Annotated in this window: 17 protein-coding genes and 1 tRNA gene; 13 read left to right on the top strand and 5 right to left on the bottom strand. The window is 45.0% G+C overall.

What is annotated here, in order from left to right; genetic code table 11:
• Positions 1-258 precede the first annotated feature (258 nt).
• The 3 genes from MHI52_RS20955 to MHI52_RS20945 form a co-directional block, all read right to left on the bottom strand.
• Positions 259-495, bottom strand: a complete 237-nt coding sequence (locus MHI52_RS20955; RefSeq protein ID WP_017687389.1) for a DUF3892 domain-containing protein — start codon at positions 493-495, stop codon at positions 259-261.
• A 112-nt stretch (positions 496-607) separates the two neighbouring features.
• Positions 608-1051: a GNAT family N-acetyltransferase gene (locus MHI52_RS20950; protein ID WP_036614958.1), complete on the bottom strand. Its 444-nt coding sequence runs from the start codon at positions 1049-1051 to the stop codon at positions 608-610.
• 238 nt (positions 1052-1289) lie between these two features.
• Entirely contained in the window at positions 1290-1547 is a 258-nt protein-coding gene (locus MHI52_RS20945; protein ID WP_340028865.1) for a hypothetical protein, read from the bottom strand.
• 203 nt (positions 1548-1750) lie between these two features.
• On the opposite strand from MHI52_RS20945, the gene MHI52_RS20940 reads away from it, so the two are divergent.
• The 9 genes from MHI52_RS20940 (at position 1751) to MHI52_RS20900 (ending at position 9000) form a co-directional block, all read left to right on the top strand.
• Positions 1751-1822, top strand: a tRNA-Val gene (locus tag MHI52_RS20940).
• A 238-nt stretch (positions 1823-2060) separates the two neighbouring features.
• Positions 2061-4271, top strand: coding sequence for a M1 family metallopeptidase (locus MHI52_RS20935; RefSeq protein WP_405157570.1), 2211 nt, complete (start codon positions 2061-2063; stop codon positions 4269-4271).
• 182 nt (positions 4272-4453) lie between these two features.
• Positions 4454-4726, top strand: a complete 273-nt coding sequence (locus MHI52_RS20930) for a hypothetical protein (RefSeq protein WP_405157569.1) — start codon at positions 4454-4456, stop codon at positions 4724-4726.
• Complete coding sequence (locus MHI52_RS20925; protein WP_405157568.1) at positions 4713-5711, top strand: hypothetical protein; 999 nt, start codon at positions 4713-4715, stop codon at positions 5709-5711. Before MHI52_RS20930 ends, MHI52_RS20925 begins: the two co-directional genes overlap by 14 nt.
• Before the next feature lie 2 nt (positions 5712-5713).
• Positions 5714-6400, top strand: coding sequence for a hypothetical protein (locus MHI52_RS20920; protein ID WP_047843708.1), 687 nt, complete (start codon positions 5714-5716; stop codon positions 6398-6400).
• Between the two features lie 414 nt (positions 6401-6814).
• On the top strand, positions 6815-7234 hold the full coding sequence (locus MHI52_RS20915; RefSeq protein WP_017687397.1) for an organic hydroperoxide resistance protein: 420 nt from the start codon (positions 6815-6817) through the stop codon (positions 7232-7234).
• Positions 7235-7376: 142 nt separating this feature from the next.
• Positions 7377-7556, top strand: a complete 180-nt coding sequence (locus MHI52_RS20910; protein ID WP_017687398.1) for a hypothetical protein — start codon at positions 7377-7379, stop codon at positions 7554-7556.
• 474 nt (positions 7557-8030) lie between these two features.
• Positions 8031-8585, top strand: a complete 555-nt coding sequence (locus MHI52_RS20905; RefSeq protein WP_036614723.1) for a copper amine oxidase — start codon at positions 8031-8033, stop codon at positions 8583-8585.
• A 97-nt stretch (positions 8586-8682) separates the two neighbouring features.
• Positions 8683-9000: a DUF1292 domain-containing protein gene (locus MHI52_RS20900; protein ID WP_036614722.1), complete on the top strand. Its 318-nt coding sequence runs from the start codon at positions 8683-8685 to the stop codon at positions 8998-9000.
• A gap of 208 nt (positions 9001-9208) precedes the next feature.
• Here MHI52_RS20900 and MHI52_RS20895 read toward each other — a convergent pair whose 3' ends face one another.
• Positions 9209-10684 carry an aminotransferase class I/II-fold pyridoxal phosphate-dependent enzyme gene (locus MHI52_RS20895; protein ID WP_026080977.1) on the bottom strand — a complete coding sequence of 492 codons (1476 nt, stop codon included), beginning with the start codon at positions 10682-10684 and terminating at the stop codon, positions 9209-9211.
• 176 nt (positions 10685-10860) lie between these two features.
• Between MHI52_RS20895 and MHI52_RS20890 the strand changes: the two genes are divergently transcribed.
• The 4 genes from MHI52_RS20890 to MHI52_RS20875 all read left to right on the top strand — a co-directional run bounded on the left by MHI52_RS20890 (position 10861) and on the right by MHI52_RS20875 (position 15691).
• Positions 10861-12153, top strand: coding sequence for an MFS transporter (locus MHI52_RS20890; RefSeq protein ID WP_127550832.1), 1293 nt, complete (start codon positions 10861-10863; stop codon positions 12151-12153).
• 253 nt (positions 12154-12406) lie between these two features.
• Complete coding sequence (locus MHI52_RS20885; protein ID WP_036614719.1) at positions 12407-13006, top strand: hypothetical protein; 600 nt, start codon at positions 12407-12409, stop codon at positions 13004-13006.
• A 172-nt stretch (positions 13007-13178) separates the two neighbouring features.
• Positions 13179-14588 carry an NADP-dependent phosphogluconate dehydrogenase gene (gene gndA / locus MHI52_RS20880; protein ID WP_405157567.1) on the top strand — a complete coding sequence of 470 codons (1410 nt, stop codon included), beginning with the start codon at positions 13179-13181 and terminating at the stop codon, positions 14586-14588.
• Positions 14589-15181: 593 nt separating this feature from the next.
• Positions 15182-15691 carry a shikimate kinase gene (locus MHI52_RS20875; protein ID WP_255319713.1) on the top strand — a complete coding sequence of 170 codons (510 nt, stop codon included), beginning with the start codon at positions 15182-15184 and terminating at the stop codon, positions 15689-15691.
• A 136-nt stretch (positions 15692-15827) separates the two neighbouring features.
• Here MHI52_RS20875 and MHI52_RS20870 read toward each other — a convergent pair whose 3' ends face one another.
• On the bottom strand, positions 15828-16133 hold the full coding sequence (locus MHI52_RS20870; RefSeq protein WP_017687407.1) for a rhodanese-like domain-containing protein: 306 nt from the start codon (positions 16131-16133) through the stop codon (positions 15828-15830).
• Between the last annotated feature and the right edge of the window lie 97 nt (positions 16134-16230).

Raw genomic sequence — 16230 nt, 5'->3', positions numbered from 1 at the left:
CTGACACCTTATTTCCCTAAATCCCCTGACAAAAACGCTATAAAGGCCAAAAATTCTGATATAGCGTGTCTCAGATTCCTTCAATTTCTAAGGGGGCTTCAAATCCTTGAATAAGACGCCTCAGATTCGTTACCGCTCGTGGGCCTGAGTTCGGCTTTCAGTAGGTTTGAAGACACCCTCCAGTGAATATAAGAAAACGCCAACCCGGATATCCGGATCGGCGCTTACTGTGTCACATGTACGACATGTGCATCTATTTTAGAAATGGGGAAGTTGGTCCAGGTTGTTGGTTGGGTCACCGTCGGCATCGCCGCGAATGTACATTTCGCCATCCTTGCCTTTAAATACATTCACACCGGCAATAGCACCAGCTTTTACTTCTGCAAGTGCCTGCTGATAATCCAGTACACGTCCTGCTGAAGTCTGAAAAGCTGTCAGGTCACCGTCACCATTTTTCTGTACGGCTGTGAAACTCTCGCGTGTCGTTTGATCCATGATGTCACACTCTCCTTATATGACGAGATAGGAATCTGCTTACCTGATTAGCCTATCCGAATTCATCGGAAGTATGCACCATATGCTGATAAGACCTGCCAACGCTGAGGTTTTACAAGCTCTTTCTCATACGAACATGCAGAATATCTGCATCATAAAAAGGTTCTTCCGAAATCACTTCATAACCCAGTTTTTCATAGAATTTCTGTGCCTGACACTGCGCATCCAGTACAGAATAGGATAAGCCGAGTTCACGTGCCAGCTCCTCCATCGCGAGCAGAAGCACACGTCCATAACCAAATGAACGATGTGATTCAAGCACTGCGATTCGCTGCATTTTGGCTGTATCCTTGCTGTAATAGATCAGACGACCTGTGGCTACAGCTTGGCCATCCGTACTTAACAATACATGATGCACATCCGGACTGATGACATCATATTGATCAATCTCAATCTCGGCAGGCACCTGTTGCTCGATAACAAATACGTGATGGCGAATTCCCAGGGCTTGCTCCAGTTGTTCTTCTGTTGATACATAACTAATCTCAGCTGCCAATTCCATTCCTTCTTTCTGCTCTTGCGCGACATATCAGACTGAATTATACAAAAAAATGTTTTTCCTGTATAGTGAAGTCTGGAACATATTGGGAGAGGAGGGGGGAGTGATAGGCATGACAGGCATCATGGTAATTACATTGCTAATGTCGGCGGGAATGATTACTCTGTTGTATTACGTTACGAAGAAAGCATACTCACGCAAGTGGGATGAAGATGAGTAATTCACCTGTTAACCTTCACGGCAAGACTTCACTGCTTCCTCGCGGAGAATACACATCTTGAATTACAGATTTGGAGTATACGTCCAGCCAGACGGGCAGAGACTCACTATTTTCATTGGGCTGTTGTAATTGTTGGAATTGTACCGTATGTTCATCCTTCTCCAAGCCGCAACCCGTAACGTTTGTACTGAGAATCACAAGCCCAGCAAAGAGAAAGAAGCATTTGGTAAATGTATATTTATTGGATTTTGACCGTTTTGTTAAGTTTCTCATAGGGAATTCACCTCGTGTTGAAATGGTAATCTTTCCTTTATTGTGCACCATTTCGGGTGAATTATAACCAAATAAATCATTGACAATGAACACGGTTACTTGATATGATACTGTTACTTGATTGGGAAACAATTATATATCATGATCTGTTAGCTCAGTTAAATTTAGTAGTACGACCGTGATTGATACATCATAATTATTACAGGGCGATAGCTCAGCGGGAGAGCATTATCTTGACAGGGTAAGGGTCGTGGGTTCGATCCCCACTCGTCCTATATGAAAAATTAAAACAACTTCTTTTGAGAATTATATCTCAAGAGGAGTTGTTTTTTTATATAATAATATGGCTACCTCCAATAATATGTGTAGGTGGTTTTTGTTGATAATAAATTTAATGGCACAGTTTCTCTTCCTCTTTTTAAACAAAACTTAAATAAAACATAAATTCAGCGTAAGGTTCGTCTTCTATACTTGGTTCTGATGTCAATATAGAACAGGAGAAGGAGAGAACTTATGAATTATTCAAGTCCATTTACATCAAAGTTAGCCAGAGTAGGGATCGCGGGTACACTGGCTTTAATACTGGCAACAAGCCCACTTGCCAACATGGGGGTTGTTGCCGCGGAGGCAGGCCCAGCACCTGTATCTACGAAGATATATAACACACAGAAAGACTCGATAGAGCAGACTCCGATTCAATACCAGATCCAGGCTCGGTTGAATGAGAAGGACATGACGATCCAGGGGAGCGAGAAGGTAACGTATCACAACACAAGCAAGGATACCCTCCAGCAGGTGGTCCTTCATACATATGCTGACGCAAACCTCTCCAGGTCTACACAGGCGAGCATGTACCAACAGCATAATGAAAAGATTAGTGAAGATCACCCGGAGAAAACAGCAGAGGACTTTCTGGGTGGCATCGATATTCAGGCTGTAAGCGCAGATAACCAACCGCTGGACTTCCATAAGGAAAACCAGGCGTTGACCGTGCAGTTGAAAGAGCCCGTTCAACCAAGTGAATCGGTATCATTCCAACTGGAGTTTCAGTTGAATATACCCTATGGCTCACAGCGAGTTTCCTACTACAAGGACATGATCAATGGTGCACACTGGTTCCCGGTGATGTCTGTATACGACGAGGTTAAGCATCAATGGAACAAGACGCCGTATAGTCAAACATTTGAGAGTGAATATTATACCTCAGCGGATTATGAAGTTGATTTAAATGTTCCTGATGAGTATCAGGTTGCCATGCCGGGCACGATCACCACTCAAAACAGTACAGAACATGGTCGTAAGATTGTGTCTGCTGTAGCCGAGAATACGAGGGAGTTTGTTTTCTTTGCAAGTCCTAATCTTCAAGTGGAACGCGTTACCCGTAACGGTCTGACGGTGGAGTATTATTATTTCAACGATGACCCATCCAAGAAAAAGATAATTGACCGGTACATTAATCAGGCATTCAAGGTCATCGATTTCTATAGTGACAAGTATGGGAAGTATCCCTATCCAGAGTTCCGAATTGTCGAGACGTATGTACAAGGCGTTGCCGTGGAGTATGCGAGGCTCATCCAGATGGGACAGATTCAAAATGGTGCTGTTCCAGAAGAAGACACAACATTTGTTCATGAAATAGCGCATCAGTGGTTCCATGCATTGATCGGTAATAATTCGGAGACAGAATCCTTCCTGGATGAAGGCTTTGCTGATTTCTCCATGGTGTATTTTGCCGAGAAACAGGGAGATAAGCTAAATGGATTCAGATCCATACAGTTTGATACTGCGCCCGTAGATATGGCGATTGCGTCAACAAACGATGAAGCTGGGGATTTGGCAAGTTTGGTATATTATCAGAAGGGGCGACAAGCGATCTATCAGCTTTACCGTTCCGTCGGTGAAGAGAAATTTGACGAGTTGATGAAGACATATTTCAAACGCTACGTGTACCAAAATGCAACGGTAGAGGGGCTGCTTCAAACCATTGAAGATGTGCTTGGTGAAGAAATACGTTCAGAAATGCAGATGGCCCTATATCAGCCTGATTTTGTCTTAAAGCCGGAATACCAATTATCACAGGAAGAGACCGCCGCCTATGTGCATGATGTCTTACAAGTGCAATATCAGGCTGTCATGGGTATGATCCCTGATCTGCCATATGAAGTGATGAATCGATTGATGGACAAAGTCCTTCAAGGCGAGGAATTAACCATTGTGCTCAGCGATCAGGTGAGTAAGCTTGCAACTAAACAGCAGGAAGATATGGTTAATCAGTTGACCGGATTCCTTGATATGACTGGTATGAGATACGACATTATACGGGATCGCAAGGAACTGAAGCAAAAGATGAAAAAAGAGATCGGCAACAGCAACCTTATTGTCATTGGCAATGCCAAGTCAAACGGATTGGTGCAGGCTTTAAAATTCAACATTATCGACCGGACGAAACAGACGGGTTTTACTTGGAAAAATACCATGGATCAACCTCTCGCCGCGGGTGCATATGTTATCAAACATCCCTATAACCAGAATCGATTGATGCTTCATTATTTCTGGAATGAGGATCATCTGAGTGATGCGGCATTTGAAGCTTTTAAGCTGAAAATACAGGAGTCTATCGGATTCGCTAACGACTTTTACCAGTACTATGTATTGGATAACCAAGGCAAGGAGAAATCCAATAAAAAAGTTGCGAATCCCATATCATCACTTTTTGCGGAGTAATAAGGAGTTGGTTTTGCAGTTTCTTCGTTCAAACAGGTTAGCCAATTTGTATTGGTTAGCCTGTTTATGTTTTATATGAGAACCAGTCTTAGAATAATAGGCTACAAGATGGGCATAATGCTTTAACACAAAGGCAACTTCATGAATATACTTATCGGGAGAAAACAATAGGAGGGATTAATATGAAGGATCAACATTATCCGGGCGTACCAATGAAAGGGACAGTTGCTGATTACAACTGTAAAGGAAATAAAGGAATGAACAAAATGAAAGCGTATTCATATAATGCTAGAATTTGTCCTATCCTTTGTGTTACTCAGGAGCCGGTTGCGAATGAGGGTAATGTTGTTGATTTATCAATCCTATTAAAGGACACTTCGGATGTTTTATGTTCGCGACCGGTAAATGGTAATACCCTGCTCACGAAGGAGTTGAGTTCTCATGTCTATGACTGAAAATATTGCTCAGGCAGCACTGGGCGCAGCGATGAAGGCAAACAGGGCCGTTGCGCCTTATGATTATTGTGATGCAGAAACCAGACGGATGTACACGCCTCAATTTGATAAAAAAATGGACAATCCTATGTATACCGCTGCAATGGCGGGTCTTCAATCGATCTATTGGTTTCGGGCGATCAAGGTGAAGGGGCTTATCCCTGATGCAAAAGCAGATTATTATGCTACGTATTCTACCAACCATAATCACATCGGAGGAATTGGACTAGCCTACTCGAACAGCCCGACAGGACCATGGACCAAACACGGACAGGTGTATCTCGATACTGTGGTTGGGAATTCGACGGAAACTCCATTTGTGATCTGGAACGATGAAGAACAATTGTTCTTTATGTATTATCAACAAAACGGATTGGGGATCAATCAATCAACAGCACTTGCGACCTCTGTAGATATGATCAACTGGACAAGAGTGGGTTTGATTTTGGACAAACCTCCCGGGTTCCCAGGTGATGGTCATACCGGATATTTCTCGTGTTTCAGAAATGGTGGCAAATGGATCGGTTTCTCAGTGATGGGCGGTGGGGACTTTGGTCGTAAATGTATCTGGCATTCACATGACGGACGTAGCTGGTTAGCTGATCCAAGACCATTAATGGGTGGGAATGATGCCACTTTAAGTGCAGGAGAAAACATTTCGAGACCCAATGCTGGTGTATTTATGTACAAAGGGAGCATGTGGTGGCTGGGTATGTTATCAGCTTATGCTTCCGGTGGGGTTACGACGGTAGCTCGGCCAGCCATTGCCAAGATCAGCGCAGACTTTCGTCAACTGCTGGACAAACCTACAGATATATATTTTCCGGCATTGAATTGGGAAACGACCAATATGCAATCCTTGATGGTGTCCGTTATGGACGGCGTAGTGTACGTGTATTACAATACCGATCATAATATCGGTGTAGCCTATTCGGTGGGGGTGTAGAGATGGTTATACGTGATGCAGCGGGTCAGATCGTGCCCTTTGGAAAGGTTCACAAACAGCTTGTGGCCGATTTTCTTTACGGAACGTTACCGGATTGGGTGGAGGTGGTGGGCACCCCTACGTTTGAGCCTTTGCCCGACAGAGGGACCATTACCGTTACAACTCCGACAACGGCAGGAGCCACGGCAGAGTTAAAAATGAAACATCTGATTGACAGCTCGAAAGTAACCGCAATTGCAATCACTTTGGAAGCGCTACAATTAAACGGGAACATTGGAATCTCAGTTCAGGTTGGCATTAAATCGAAGGATAGCAAGGCCGGAATCACTTTTTTTCAAAACGTAAATCAGAAATATGGTATGGTCCGTGCCTATAAAGCAGATGGAACGTACACGGATTTTAATCAAAACATGGTGTTCTTCACCACACATGGCGTAGCAGGAGATGAAGCACAGAACCGTAAGAATCTCACTGTGTTGCTCTGTACCGGATTACAGTTCTCAGCTGGGTTCGAGAGACCGTCCGTATGGCTTGGTGCGGATGATCAATATGGCGGTGTTGCTGCTGACCTTAGCGGTGGTTTGTTCCAACATGGAGAACTGCAATGTCTTTTGAAACTGACTACAAGTAAGGCCGAGGCCAAGTATTTCAAATGTGCACAGATGAAAGTGGATATCTGGAGTAATTAATCAAACTGGGGAGAAGTCGGAAGATGAACAAGGTGCATGATTTGAATTGGAATGAGGACGAGAATAAATAGATTATCTGCATGGATCGGTAAGAAGACATACATGCAGTGATTTGGTACCTAAACACGGACACTTTGAAAATGAAGTGCAGTGTTTGGGTACCATTTTTATTTAGAGAATAAAGTCAGGCCAAGTTTGGTGGTTACAGCGAACAACTCAGAAAGTGCACTGACTTTAGGTTTGGGCTTGTCCGGGGTTAGAAATGAATTATTCTCCAAACGTGTTTTAAACTATATTTTTTTATATTAACTATTTACATACACAATTTAATTGTGTACAATGTAATTGTTAGAGATAAAATAGAAGTCAAAATTTAGTCAAAATAAATCTAATCAACTAAAGGAGTTTTCACAAATGAAAACATTATATGAAACAACAGTCATCAATACAGGCGGACGTCAAGGCATCGTACAATCCCCAGATAACGTGTTTATGTTGGATGTTGCTGCACCGCCTGAACTCGGAGGACAAGTGACGACAGCTACCAATCCGGAGCAGTTGTTTGCAGCAGGGTATAGTGCTTGTTTTAACTCCGCACTGGAGTTTCAATTGAAGAAACACAAAGTTGAGATTGAAAGAAGTACGGTAGCTGCAACCGTAATGTTGGTGACGGACTCTGAGGATAACGGCGTGAAGCTTCAAGTAGATTTGGAAGTTAAAATCCTTGGTCTAGATGAAGAAACAGCACAGAAGTTTGTGAAACTTGCCCATGACTACTGCCCATATTCCAAAGGAATCAAAGGGAACGTGAATGTTAACGTGGAACTGGCGTAATCACTGATACTATTTGTAGATAAGAAGCCTCCGAGAAATCGGAGGTTTTTTGGTGTTTTATGCATAAAAATCAATTTCGCACTCAATTGTGGGTTATAATGGTAGTAAGTTTACACAAAACTGCTGAAAGGGGAATGTACTTATGATGGATTTTAGCAAACCACCCCATGGCTCTGAGACCGATACCCACCGTCAGCGTCATCAGGAGAATGAACAGAAATACCTGTCCGGAGGCAAGAGCATTTGGTATGAAATCAGCAACTGGCTCATTCTCGGAGGTATCCTTCTTGTCATATTTTTATTATTTAAATACGTTTTCTAAATAGACACACAACCGGGCGAATCCCCATATGATGCATTACATTAGTAAGCACTTGGGGAAATGGGGAATCCGGGATGGCAAAGGCAAAAGGTAAGAAAGCTCCCGCATTAAAGAGTGATAAAATACGTGTATCCATGAAGTTGGTCACATCGGATGTATGCGAGAGATGTAAGACACCATGTACACGAGGTATGGATTACGCTGCACGTATGAGAATTGAAGGGGCTTTAGGCAAGGGCGTTCCCTGTATATTGACCCGCCATACTTCTTCATAACTCTTCGTATAATCCCGTATATATAACAATTATAGATCAGGGGCATCCTTTAATGAGGATCGCCTCTTTTTGTGCGTTCCAAGGGGTGGAAAAAATTCTGGATAAAAAATGAAAAATGATGAAAAACAGCGCAACTTTGTGGATGAATCTGCAGTATAAATGTACAACAGCTAGCAGCAGGGGAGGGAATATTGACGGGATGAAATGGAAACGAATATTGCTTTGTGTCACGGTATTCTCCTTGCTCGGCGGGTCTCTATTGTTTGCAGATTCGGTGAACGAGAAGATTCGTGTTCTCATTAACGGCAAGGAAGCAGCTGATGGAGGTTATCTCATTGATGGAACGACCTATGTACCTGTCAGGGAAGCCGGAGGCGTCGTCAAATGGGACAGCAGTAACAAGAGAGTAACGGTGATCAAACCGAATGTACATATTTTTCTCTTCAAGGGAGACACTGTATTTGGCAACGTTAACGTAGGTAAGCTGAAATTCAATGTATTTTCACAAGTGGACAGTCTGACAGCAGATGTAGCTGCGGTGAAAGTAACAATTACCAATCCAAGCGGTCAGGTGAAGGATATCCAGTCACAGGAGCTTACGACCCAGAAGGATAACTTCTGGTTCCGCACATATGATTTTACGTATGATTTCAGTCGTGCCGGCAAGTATCAGGTCGGCTTTCATATTAAAGAAAATGCAAATAGCAGCTACGTCCTGGTAGCGGAGAAAATCATTACAGCGCTGAACGATTGAAGCAAAAATAACCCTGTGAGTTAAATTGACCTGTGTCATTGAACATGTTACGATATGCAAGGTTACACAATTTCTATTTATAAAGCGAGGTATTTCAATGAGCGATCACACACATGAACACGGCGATGGCTGCGGATGCGGGCAAGACCACGACCACGACCACGAGCATGAAGAAGTCCTTCTCACATTAACAGACGAGAACGGCCAAGACGTGGAGATGGTTTTGGTGGAGACGTTTGACGTGGAGAAGCATGTTTATGCGCTCCTGCTGGAACGTAACAATCCTGAAGCTGACGGCATCATCCTGCGTATGGAAGAAGAAGACGAGGAAATGGTGCTCTACAATATTGAAGACGAAGAAGAGTGGAACCGCGTTGAAGCGGCTTACAACGAACTCGTTGCATCACAAGAATAGTCATTCTTTTGGAAACATAACATGAAGGCTCCTTGATCTCAGGGGGCCTTTTGTTTGTTTTTCAAGAGGTATACGAGCATTTACACCACCGGTTTGAACGACGAAATAGACGGGAAAATGCAAACTCGCTTGTCCCATAAAATAAAAAAGGACCAAGCTAGGGCTTGGTCCTTTAAGTTTATCCCCTGCACAGCGCAAGGAGGTTGTTTTAGAAAATGGCATCGGCTTCCACGATCACTTTAACGTTGGTTACGCTGCGATCTTCGGGTCCTTTGACGGGTAATCCAACTTCGACATGATCGATGATGTAGTCGATATTTTCCTGGGTAATAACCTCACCCGGTAACAGGATCGGGATTCCTGGCGGATAGACATAGATGAATTCCGAGATAATACGTCCTGCGGATTCCTTAAACGGAATCACTTCGGTATCACCGTAGAATGCATCACGTGGAGTCAGCATCAACTGTGGAATATCCGGAACTTTTACGACCAGTTCATGGGCCGGGTTCACTTGATAATAGGTACGGGAGAGATCCTGCAAAGCGTTCAGCAAGATATCCACACTATTATCCGTATCTCCTGGCGTAATGAGACACAGAATATTGTACATATCACTAAGTTCAACCTCAATGTTGTAATGTTCACGTAGCCAGTTCTCTGTCTCATACCCTGTAATACCCAGATGGCGAACATGGATCGTTACTTTGGTTGGATCATAGTTGAAGGTCGCTTCTGTACCCAGCAGCTCTCTACCGAAGCAATACAGGCCATCCATATCGTTAATCGAACGTCTGGCAAACTCAGCTAGTTCAATCGCCTTCTGTGCAATCTCACGACCGTGGAGTGCCAGGTTACGTCTTGATGTATCGAGTGAAGCAAGCAAAATGTATGAAGTTGATGTTGAGGTGAGCAGACTCAGGATCGTCTGTACACGCTGTGGATTCACGAACCCATTCTTTGTGTTCAGGTTGAGTACGGAACTCTGTGTCATGGAGCCACCAAGCTTGTGGACACTGGTTGCAGCCATATCGGCACCTGCTGCCATCGCAGACAACGGCAGATCCTCATGGAAATGAATGAGTACGCCATGTGCTTCATCAACAAGTACAGGAACTTGGTAGCTGTGTGCCAGCTCAACAATCTCTTTAAGATCGGTAACCACGCCGTAATAGGTCGGGTTAATTACAAGCAATGCCTTGGCATCTGGATGACGCTCAAGTGCGCGACGGATAGACTGTGTAGTTACTCCATGGTCAATGCCCAGATTGGCATCTTGTGAAGGAGAAACAAATACGGGTTTGGCGCCTGAGAAAATAATCGCGGACAGAACCGATTTATGCACATTACGGGGCACAATAATTTTGTCACCCGGTGAGCATACAGACAGAATCATGGTCATAATGGCACTGCTTGTGCCTTGTACACTAAAATAGGTATAATCGGCTCCGAAGGCATCTGCTGCCAAAATCTGTGCTTCCTGAATGACACCGGTTGGCTGATGCAAGTCATCCAACGGTGCGATGTTAATCAAATCTATGGAGAAGGCATTATCGCCAATAAATTCACGGAATTCGGTATCCGCTCCCAATCCTTTTTTATGGCCCGGAATATGAAACTGTACCGGATTGAGTGCCGCATGATTTTTTAAAGCGGTAAACAGCGGCGTACGGTGGTGATTCATCAGTGCTGTCACAACCCTTCCTAATAAAATTGGTAAACAAAGATGAGTATAGCAAATTAAGAACCGAATGCAACAGTATAATCGACAATTTTTTGAATTGCCGAGATTTGGACACATTCCCCACGGTTACACTAAGGATAGGGAATAGGCAAATGAACGCCGAAAGGGGAAAAAGAATGCAAACCGATACAAAACCAGCCAAAATTTTGCGATCACCATTTTTTATCGCGATGTGGCTGACACTTTTTCTAGTTGAAATTATCAAAGGGGCTCTGTTGGTAGCTGTTTTGCCCGTGTATATGGACAATATTCTGGGTCTGTCCGCAGGCGTTATTGGTGTGGCATTTGCTCTTCAATATTTGGGAGATAATCTGTTCCGGGCGCCTTCCGGCTGGGCAGCAGAACGGATCGGGTTCCGCACAACGATGGTTACAGCATTAATCTGTACCTTAATCGCTGTTATTATGATCCTTTTTCTCAAAAGTGCCGTTGGACTGGCCATGGCCTGTCTGATTCTTGGCATTGGTACGTCACCACTCTGGCCTTGCGCCATGACAGGCGTGACGGCGATGTCAGGCCCACAGAACAAAAATGGTACAGCAATGGGGGCGCTGGAGATGGCTGCTCTCGGCGGAACTGGGCTTGGACCTATAGGCATGAACTGGCTACTGGAGCGCACGCATCATGATTATCGCACCATATTCCTCGTGCTGATGGGTTGTGCCATTCTCGTTATTCTGGTGGCCATGATTCTTCCTGGACGTGTCATTGTTGAAGGAGAGCATGCCGAGCAAGTAGCGAAGAATAGTGATGTGAAATATCCAGCCAAACCAAATCTGCTCACGCCGTTCATCCGGCTGCAAAAGAGTGTGAAGGACACACTGCAACGGGTACGCAGCACACTTAATGTTAATCCACTGGTGTATCCTGCCCTGTTTATGCAGTCGTTTGTCATCGGGCTGCTCAGTCCAGTAATCACGCTATATACACGCACAGACCTGCACATCTCACCGAATCTATACAGTTTGTTGCTGATTGCAGGTGGTGGAATAACGGTCATTGCCTTGCTACCTGTTGGTAAAATGGTAGACAGGTTTGGCACGAAACCGTTCCTGAACGTTGGTTTTTTGATGGCGGCAGCGAGTCTGTTTGCATTCTCCTCCATAACATCCATTCCGGTGGTGTTTGGTGTTGTCATGCTGGTGGGCATCAGTTATGCCATGATTTTACCCGCCTGGAATGCTTTTGTAGCCACGCTGATTCCCAAAGGAGAGCGGGGAGCGATCTGGGGATTCTTCCTTACATTGCAGGGATCAGGCATGGTTGTAGGACCTATTGTTTCTGGACTGCTGTGGGACCACGTGAGCCATCCGGCTCCATTCATCGGCAGTGCCATCGTCATGGCAGGACTTGCCGTTGTGCACTTTGTGTTATCCCGCAATCCGTTTCGCACCGCTCCGGCCAAATAAGCAAAAGAAAAGGGAGTTCCACCAACCGTCTTGGTTGTGGGGCTCCCTTTTTCGCGTCCAATATATCACGATAATCGGGGGCTTGCCCCTGTGCGTCTGCGGAAAGCTGCAATCCGGCGGTCCTTTCGGTGAAAAATAGTCAAATAACCAAGTACCCTTACATAAAATGAAGTATAAAATAGGGTAAGCCGATTGAGTAGAAGCGATTGAAGACGAGGGCCGGAGTTGATCCGGTACAGATGGAGGGAGTGCCGTGAATAAGAGTTATGAAGTTGAATATTGCAATCTGGAGCTGCGGTTCAACCGTCGGCATATCCAAAATTTGATCAGAGACCTTATTCGTGAGGGATATTCACTATATTGGAGCGAGGACGAATCCTTTTTTATCCTGTCAGTCCGGACCGGCCGCAAGCTGGTAAAGCTCCGCTTTCAACAGACACGCACGGGGAACTACAAGATGACTGGAGATTATATCATTAAGGATGCAAAACTTGCAGAGTGGCTGGAGAAGCTGATTGGAGATACACGCGGGCATGCAGTTGTGAAGCGTTTCAAGGATCAGCAGATGACTGTGGAGAACATTTTATTCGGTGAAGTCATTCGGCTCGTGGAAGTGTCTGGGTTCAAACAGCGTGTCATTTTTCAAAAGGAACCTGCGCCGACGGCGGAAGAGATGGAAGAAATGTTCCTCTCGCGTGAAGGCGAGGAAAGGCTCATGTTGTTGCGCATGGAAGTAGACGATGAACTGGAGCGCCTCTACACGGCCATGCAGATGGATAATATCGAAAAAGCAAATGCTTGCCGTCAAGTCTTAAAACAGTTGTCTGGACATCTGTTAATGTTGGAAGGATGACAAGATACGGCCGTATTTATGAAAATACGATGAACACCTCAGCAGATTGGGGTGTTTTCTCGTTGCGTAGCTGTGCCACGGGGTTCACTTCTATACATAAAACCGTTAAAATGGGAGTATTGTTGAGAATTTATTTCAATAAAATTAATTGGAGCAAAGGATGGAGGACCAGATGACAAAACAACAAATTGGCGTAATTGGCCTGGCTGTCATGGGCAAAAATTTGGCCCTTAACATTGAAAGCAAAGGTTTCTCAGTATCGGTATTTAACCGTTCCCCGGAGAAAACCAATGATCTTCTGAAAGAAGCTGAAGGTAAAAACCTGACAGGCTCATTCTCCATTGAAGAGTTCGTAGCATCCCTGGAATCCCCGCGCAAAATTTTGATCATGGTACAAGCTGGTAAAGCGACCGACGCTACCATTGAACAACTGCTTCCTTACCTGGATGAGGGCGACATCATCATTGATGGAGGGAACGCATACTTCCCTGACACGCAACGTCGCAGCAAAGAGTTGGAAGACAAAGGCATTCGTTTCATCGGTACAGGTGTATCCGGTGGTGAAGAAGGCGCACTGAAAGGCCCTTCCATCATGCCAGGTGGACAGGAAAGTGCTTATAAACTGGTTGAACCGATCCTGACGGCGATCTCGGCCAAAGTCGGTGACGATCCATGTTGTACATATATTGGACCAGACGGTGCCGGACACTATGTGAAAATGGTGCATAACGGTATCGAGTACGGAGATATGCAGTTGATTGGTGAAGCGTACCACTTGCTCAAATCCGTATTGAACGTTTCCGTTGAAGAGCTGCATGCGATCTTTACGGAATGGAATCAAGGAGAGCTGGATAGCTACCTGATCGAAATCACAGCAGATATCTTCTCCAAATATGATCCGGAAACCGGCAAACCAATGGTTGATGTTATTCTGGATGCGGCTGGACAAAAAGGAACAGGTAAATGGACAAGCCAGAGTGCGCTGGATCTCGGCGTTCCATTGTCCATGATTACAGAATCCGTATTCTCCCGTTTCCTGTCTGCCATGAAGGACGAGCGTGTAGCAGCTAGCAAAATCCTGAATGGACCAGCGACTGAAGCGTTCTCCGGCGACAAAAAAGCGTTCATCGAGAGCGTGCGTAAAGCCCTCTTTGCAAGTAAAATCGTATCCTACGCACAAGGATTTGCACAAATGCGTGCAGCTTCCGATGAGTATGGCTGGGATCTGAAATACGGCAACATTGCCATGATCTTCCGTGGTGGTTGCATCATCCGTTCGCAGTTCCTGCAAAACATCAAAGAAGCTTATGATAAAGACGCAGCTCTGAAAAACTTGCTCTTGGATCCTTACTTCCAAAACATCGTTGAGTCTTATCAAGGCGCATGGCGTGAAGTTGTAGCGGCTGCTGTAAAACAAGGTGTTCCAGTACCTGGCTTCTCCAGCGCTCTTTCTTACTACGACAGCTACCGTACAGAGCGTCTGCCAGCAAACTTGCTGCAAGCTCAACGTGACTACTTCGGTGCTCACACGTTCAAACGTGTGGACAAAGAAGGCAGCTTCCACCACAACTGGATGGAGTAGTACCACATATACAAGTCTATTAGATTTGGCCAAAGTGCCTTTAATCAGGAGCTATGGCCTGCTAAGGGGCTCAAAAGAGGTTTGGCGTTCCGGTGATTGCCGGTTTACGCTGAGCCTCTTTTTTTACTGTGTTATACAGTAATAGTGTTGATGGAGAAGATATGTAGCTGGTTCTAGACCTTATGAACATGAGACACTCTATTTTGGCAAAATGAGCCGGTTCTATTTTTTAACGAACTCAGATGGCCCTATTTCGATAATTCGCAGCGAGATGTCGAGGTTTTGACGGTGATTTTTTGAAATAAGTTTACTGAGATTCGTTAGAAGTTTAACTGCTCCTATTTTAGGTAAATAAGCTCATTGGAGTTCGTTAGGTTGCTGGATGATTACTGATTGAGATGTTTGGGGGCTCAAAACTGCTTGAGGGTGATCTGCCGTAGGCTTAGATGCCGGGAGTTACTTAATCTGTCTTGGAAGTACTTGCGGATGGTCGAAAGGAAGTCAGTGAGGAGATGGTCTTTCCCAGTCCGCAGGGCTGTGTTATGATAGGACAAAAGTGCTCACGAATTGCTTTAATTAAAGGAGTGTACACCTTGAGCAAGTCTAACAATATTATTCTCATTGGTATGATGGGAACCGGCAAATCAACCGTCGCTGACATGCTTGCACGCGAGCTTGGTTATCGATTGATTGATGTGGACACCGCGGTGGAAAAAGAGGAAGGCTGTACGATTCCGGAACTGTTCACTGGCAAGGGAGAGACGTATTTCCGTGATGCCGAGAGCCGCATGTTATGCTCGGTGCTGGAGAAAAAGTCACAGGTCATAGCGACCGGAGGTGGCGTGGTGCTGCGTTCGGATAATTGTGACGTAATGTCGAAGAATGGTTGGGTTGTTGCCCTGACTGCTGACCCGGCAGTGATTGTAGAACGTGTTAGCGGCTGTGACAATCGTCCGCTTCTAGCAGGCAATGCAGAGGAACGCATCAAGACGATTATGGAAGAACGGAAAGACGCATATCGGTTCGCACATTATACGGTGGATACAACTGAGTTATCCGCTGCTGAAGTGACTCGTTTAATTTTAGCGCATTACCGCGTCTAAGCTTGTTATCATGGAAGTTTAATAGTTGATAGGTGGTGGCAGATATAACAAAACGGGCCATATTGGCCCGTTTCTAGGAGTGGAACAGAGCAGAAGTCACAAGGTTACAAATGACTTCGCTTCGCTCCGGGTTTCTCTAGTCTTCCTGTTGCCACTGAAGCATACCGCCGACCATGTTTGTACAGCCTTCATATCCCAGTTGCTGCAGATATTCACATGCACGCTCACTGCGGTAACCGCTACGACAGATGATCACGATCTCGCCTGATTTCTCAATCTCAGACAGTCGATCCGGAATCTGCCCAAGCGGAATATGCTTGGCTCCTTCGATCATGCCTTGCGCGACTTCATCGTCCTCGCGGACGTCTATCATCTGCAGCTTCTCTCCAGCCTGTAAACGGCGGCGCAGCTCAGACGTTTCAATTTCAGCTATTTGTGTCATATTCAGGTCCTCTTTTCTGTATGGACTTAACGCTATAATGATACCCAAGCGATGCACGGAATGTCAATTTGGCCAAAATATAATCAATGAAGGAGAA

It is taken from the genome of Paenibacillus sp. FSL H8-0283, from assembly GCF_045040675.1.
GTDB lineage: Bacteria > Bacillota > Bacilli > Paenibacillales > Paenibacillaceae > Paenibacillus > Paenibacillus amylolyticus.
This window is presented reverse-complemented; position numbering and strand designations above follow the sequence as displayed.

Excerpts from the sequence above, each read along its gene's own strand:
- MHI52_RS20890 (WP_127550832.1), top strand. The coding sequence starts at position 10,861 with ATGCAAACCGATACAAAACCAGCCAAAATTTTGCGATCACCATTTTTT.
- MHI52_RS20895 (WP_026080977.1), bottom strand. The coding sequence starts at position 10,684 with ATGAATCACCACCGTACGCCGCTGTTTACCGCTTTAAAAAATCATGCG.
- MHI52_RS20955 (WP_017687389.1), bottom strand. The coding sequence starts at position 495 with ATGGATCAAACGACACGCGAGAGTTTCACAGCCGTACAGAAAAATGGT.
- MHI52_RS20905 (WP_036614723.1), top strand. The coding sequence starts at position 8,031 with ATGAAATGGAAACGAATATTGCTTTGTGTCACGGTATTCTCCTTGCTC.
- MHI52_RS20900 (WP_036614722.1), top strand. The coding sequence starts at position 8,683 with ATGAGCGATCACACACATGAACACGGCGATGGCTGCGGATGCGGGCAA.
- MHI52_RS20920 (WP_047843708.1), top strand. The coding sequence starts at position 5,714 with ATGGTTATACGTGATGCAGCGGGTCAGATCGTGCCCTTTGGAAAGGTT.
- gndA (WP_405157567.1), top strand. The coding sequence starts at position 13,179 with ATGACAAAACAACAAATTGGCGTAATTGGCCTGGCTGTCATGGGCAAA.
- MHI52_RS20870 (WP_017687407.1), bottom strand. The coding sequence starts at position 16,133 with ATGACACAAATAGCTGAAATTGAAACGTCTGAGCTGCGCCGCCGTTTA.
- MHI52_RS20945 (WP_340028865.1), bottom strand. The coding sequence starts at position 1,547 with ATGAGAAACTTAACAAAACGGTCAAAATCCAATAAATATACATTTACC.
- MHI52_RS20925 (WP_405157568.1), top strand. The coding sequence starts at position 4,713 with ATGTCTATGACTGAAAATATTGCTCAGGCAGCACTGGGCGCAGCGATG.
- MHI52_RS20935 (WP_405157570.1), top strand. The coding sequence starts at position 2,061 with ATGAATTATTCAAGTCCATTTACATCAAAGTTAGCCAGAGTAGGGATC.
- MHI52_RS20930 (WP_405157569.1), top strand. The coding sequence starts at position 4,454 with ATGAAGGATCAACATTATCCGGGCGTACCAATGAAAGGGACAGTTGCT.
- MHI52_RS20915 (WP_017687397.1), top strand. The coding sequence starts at position 6,815 with ATGAAAACATTATATGAAACAACAGTCATCAATACAGGCGGACGTCAA.
- MHI52_RS20910 (WP_017687398.1), top strand. The coding sequence starts at position 7,377 with ATGATGGATTTTAGCAAACCACCCCATGGCTCTGAGACCGATACCCAC.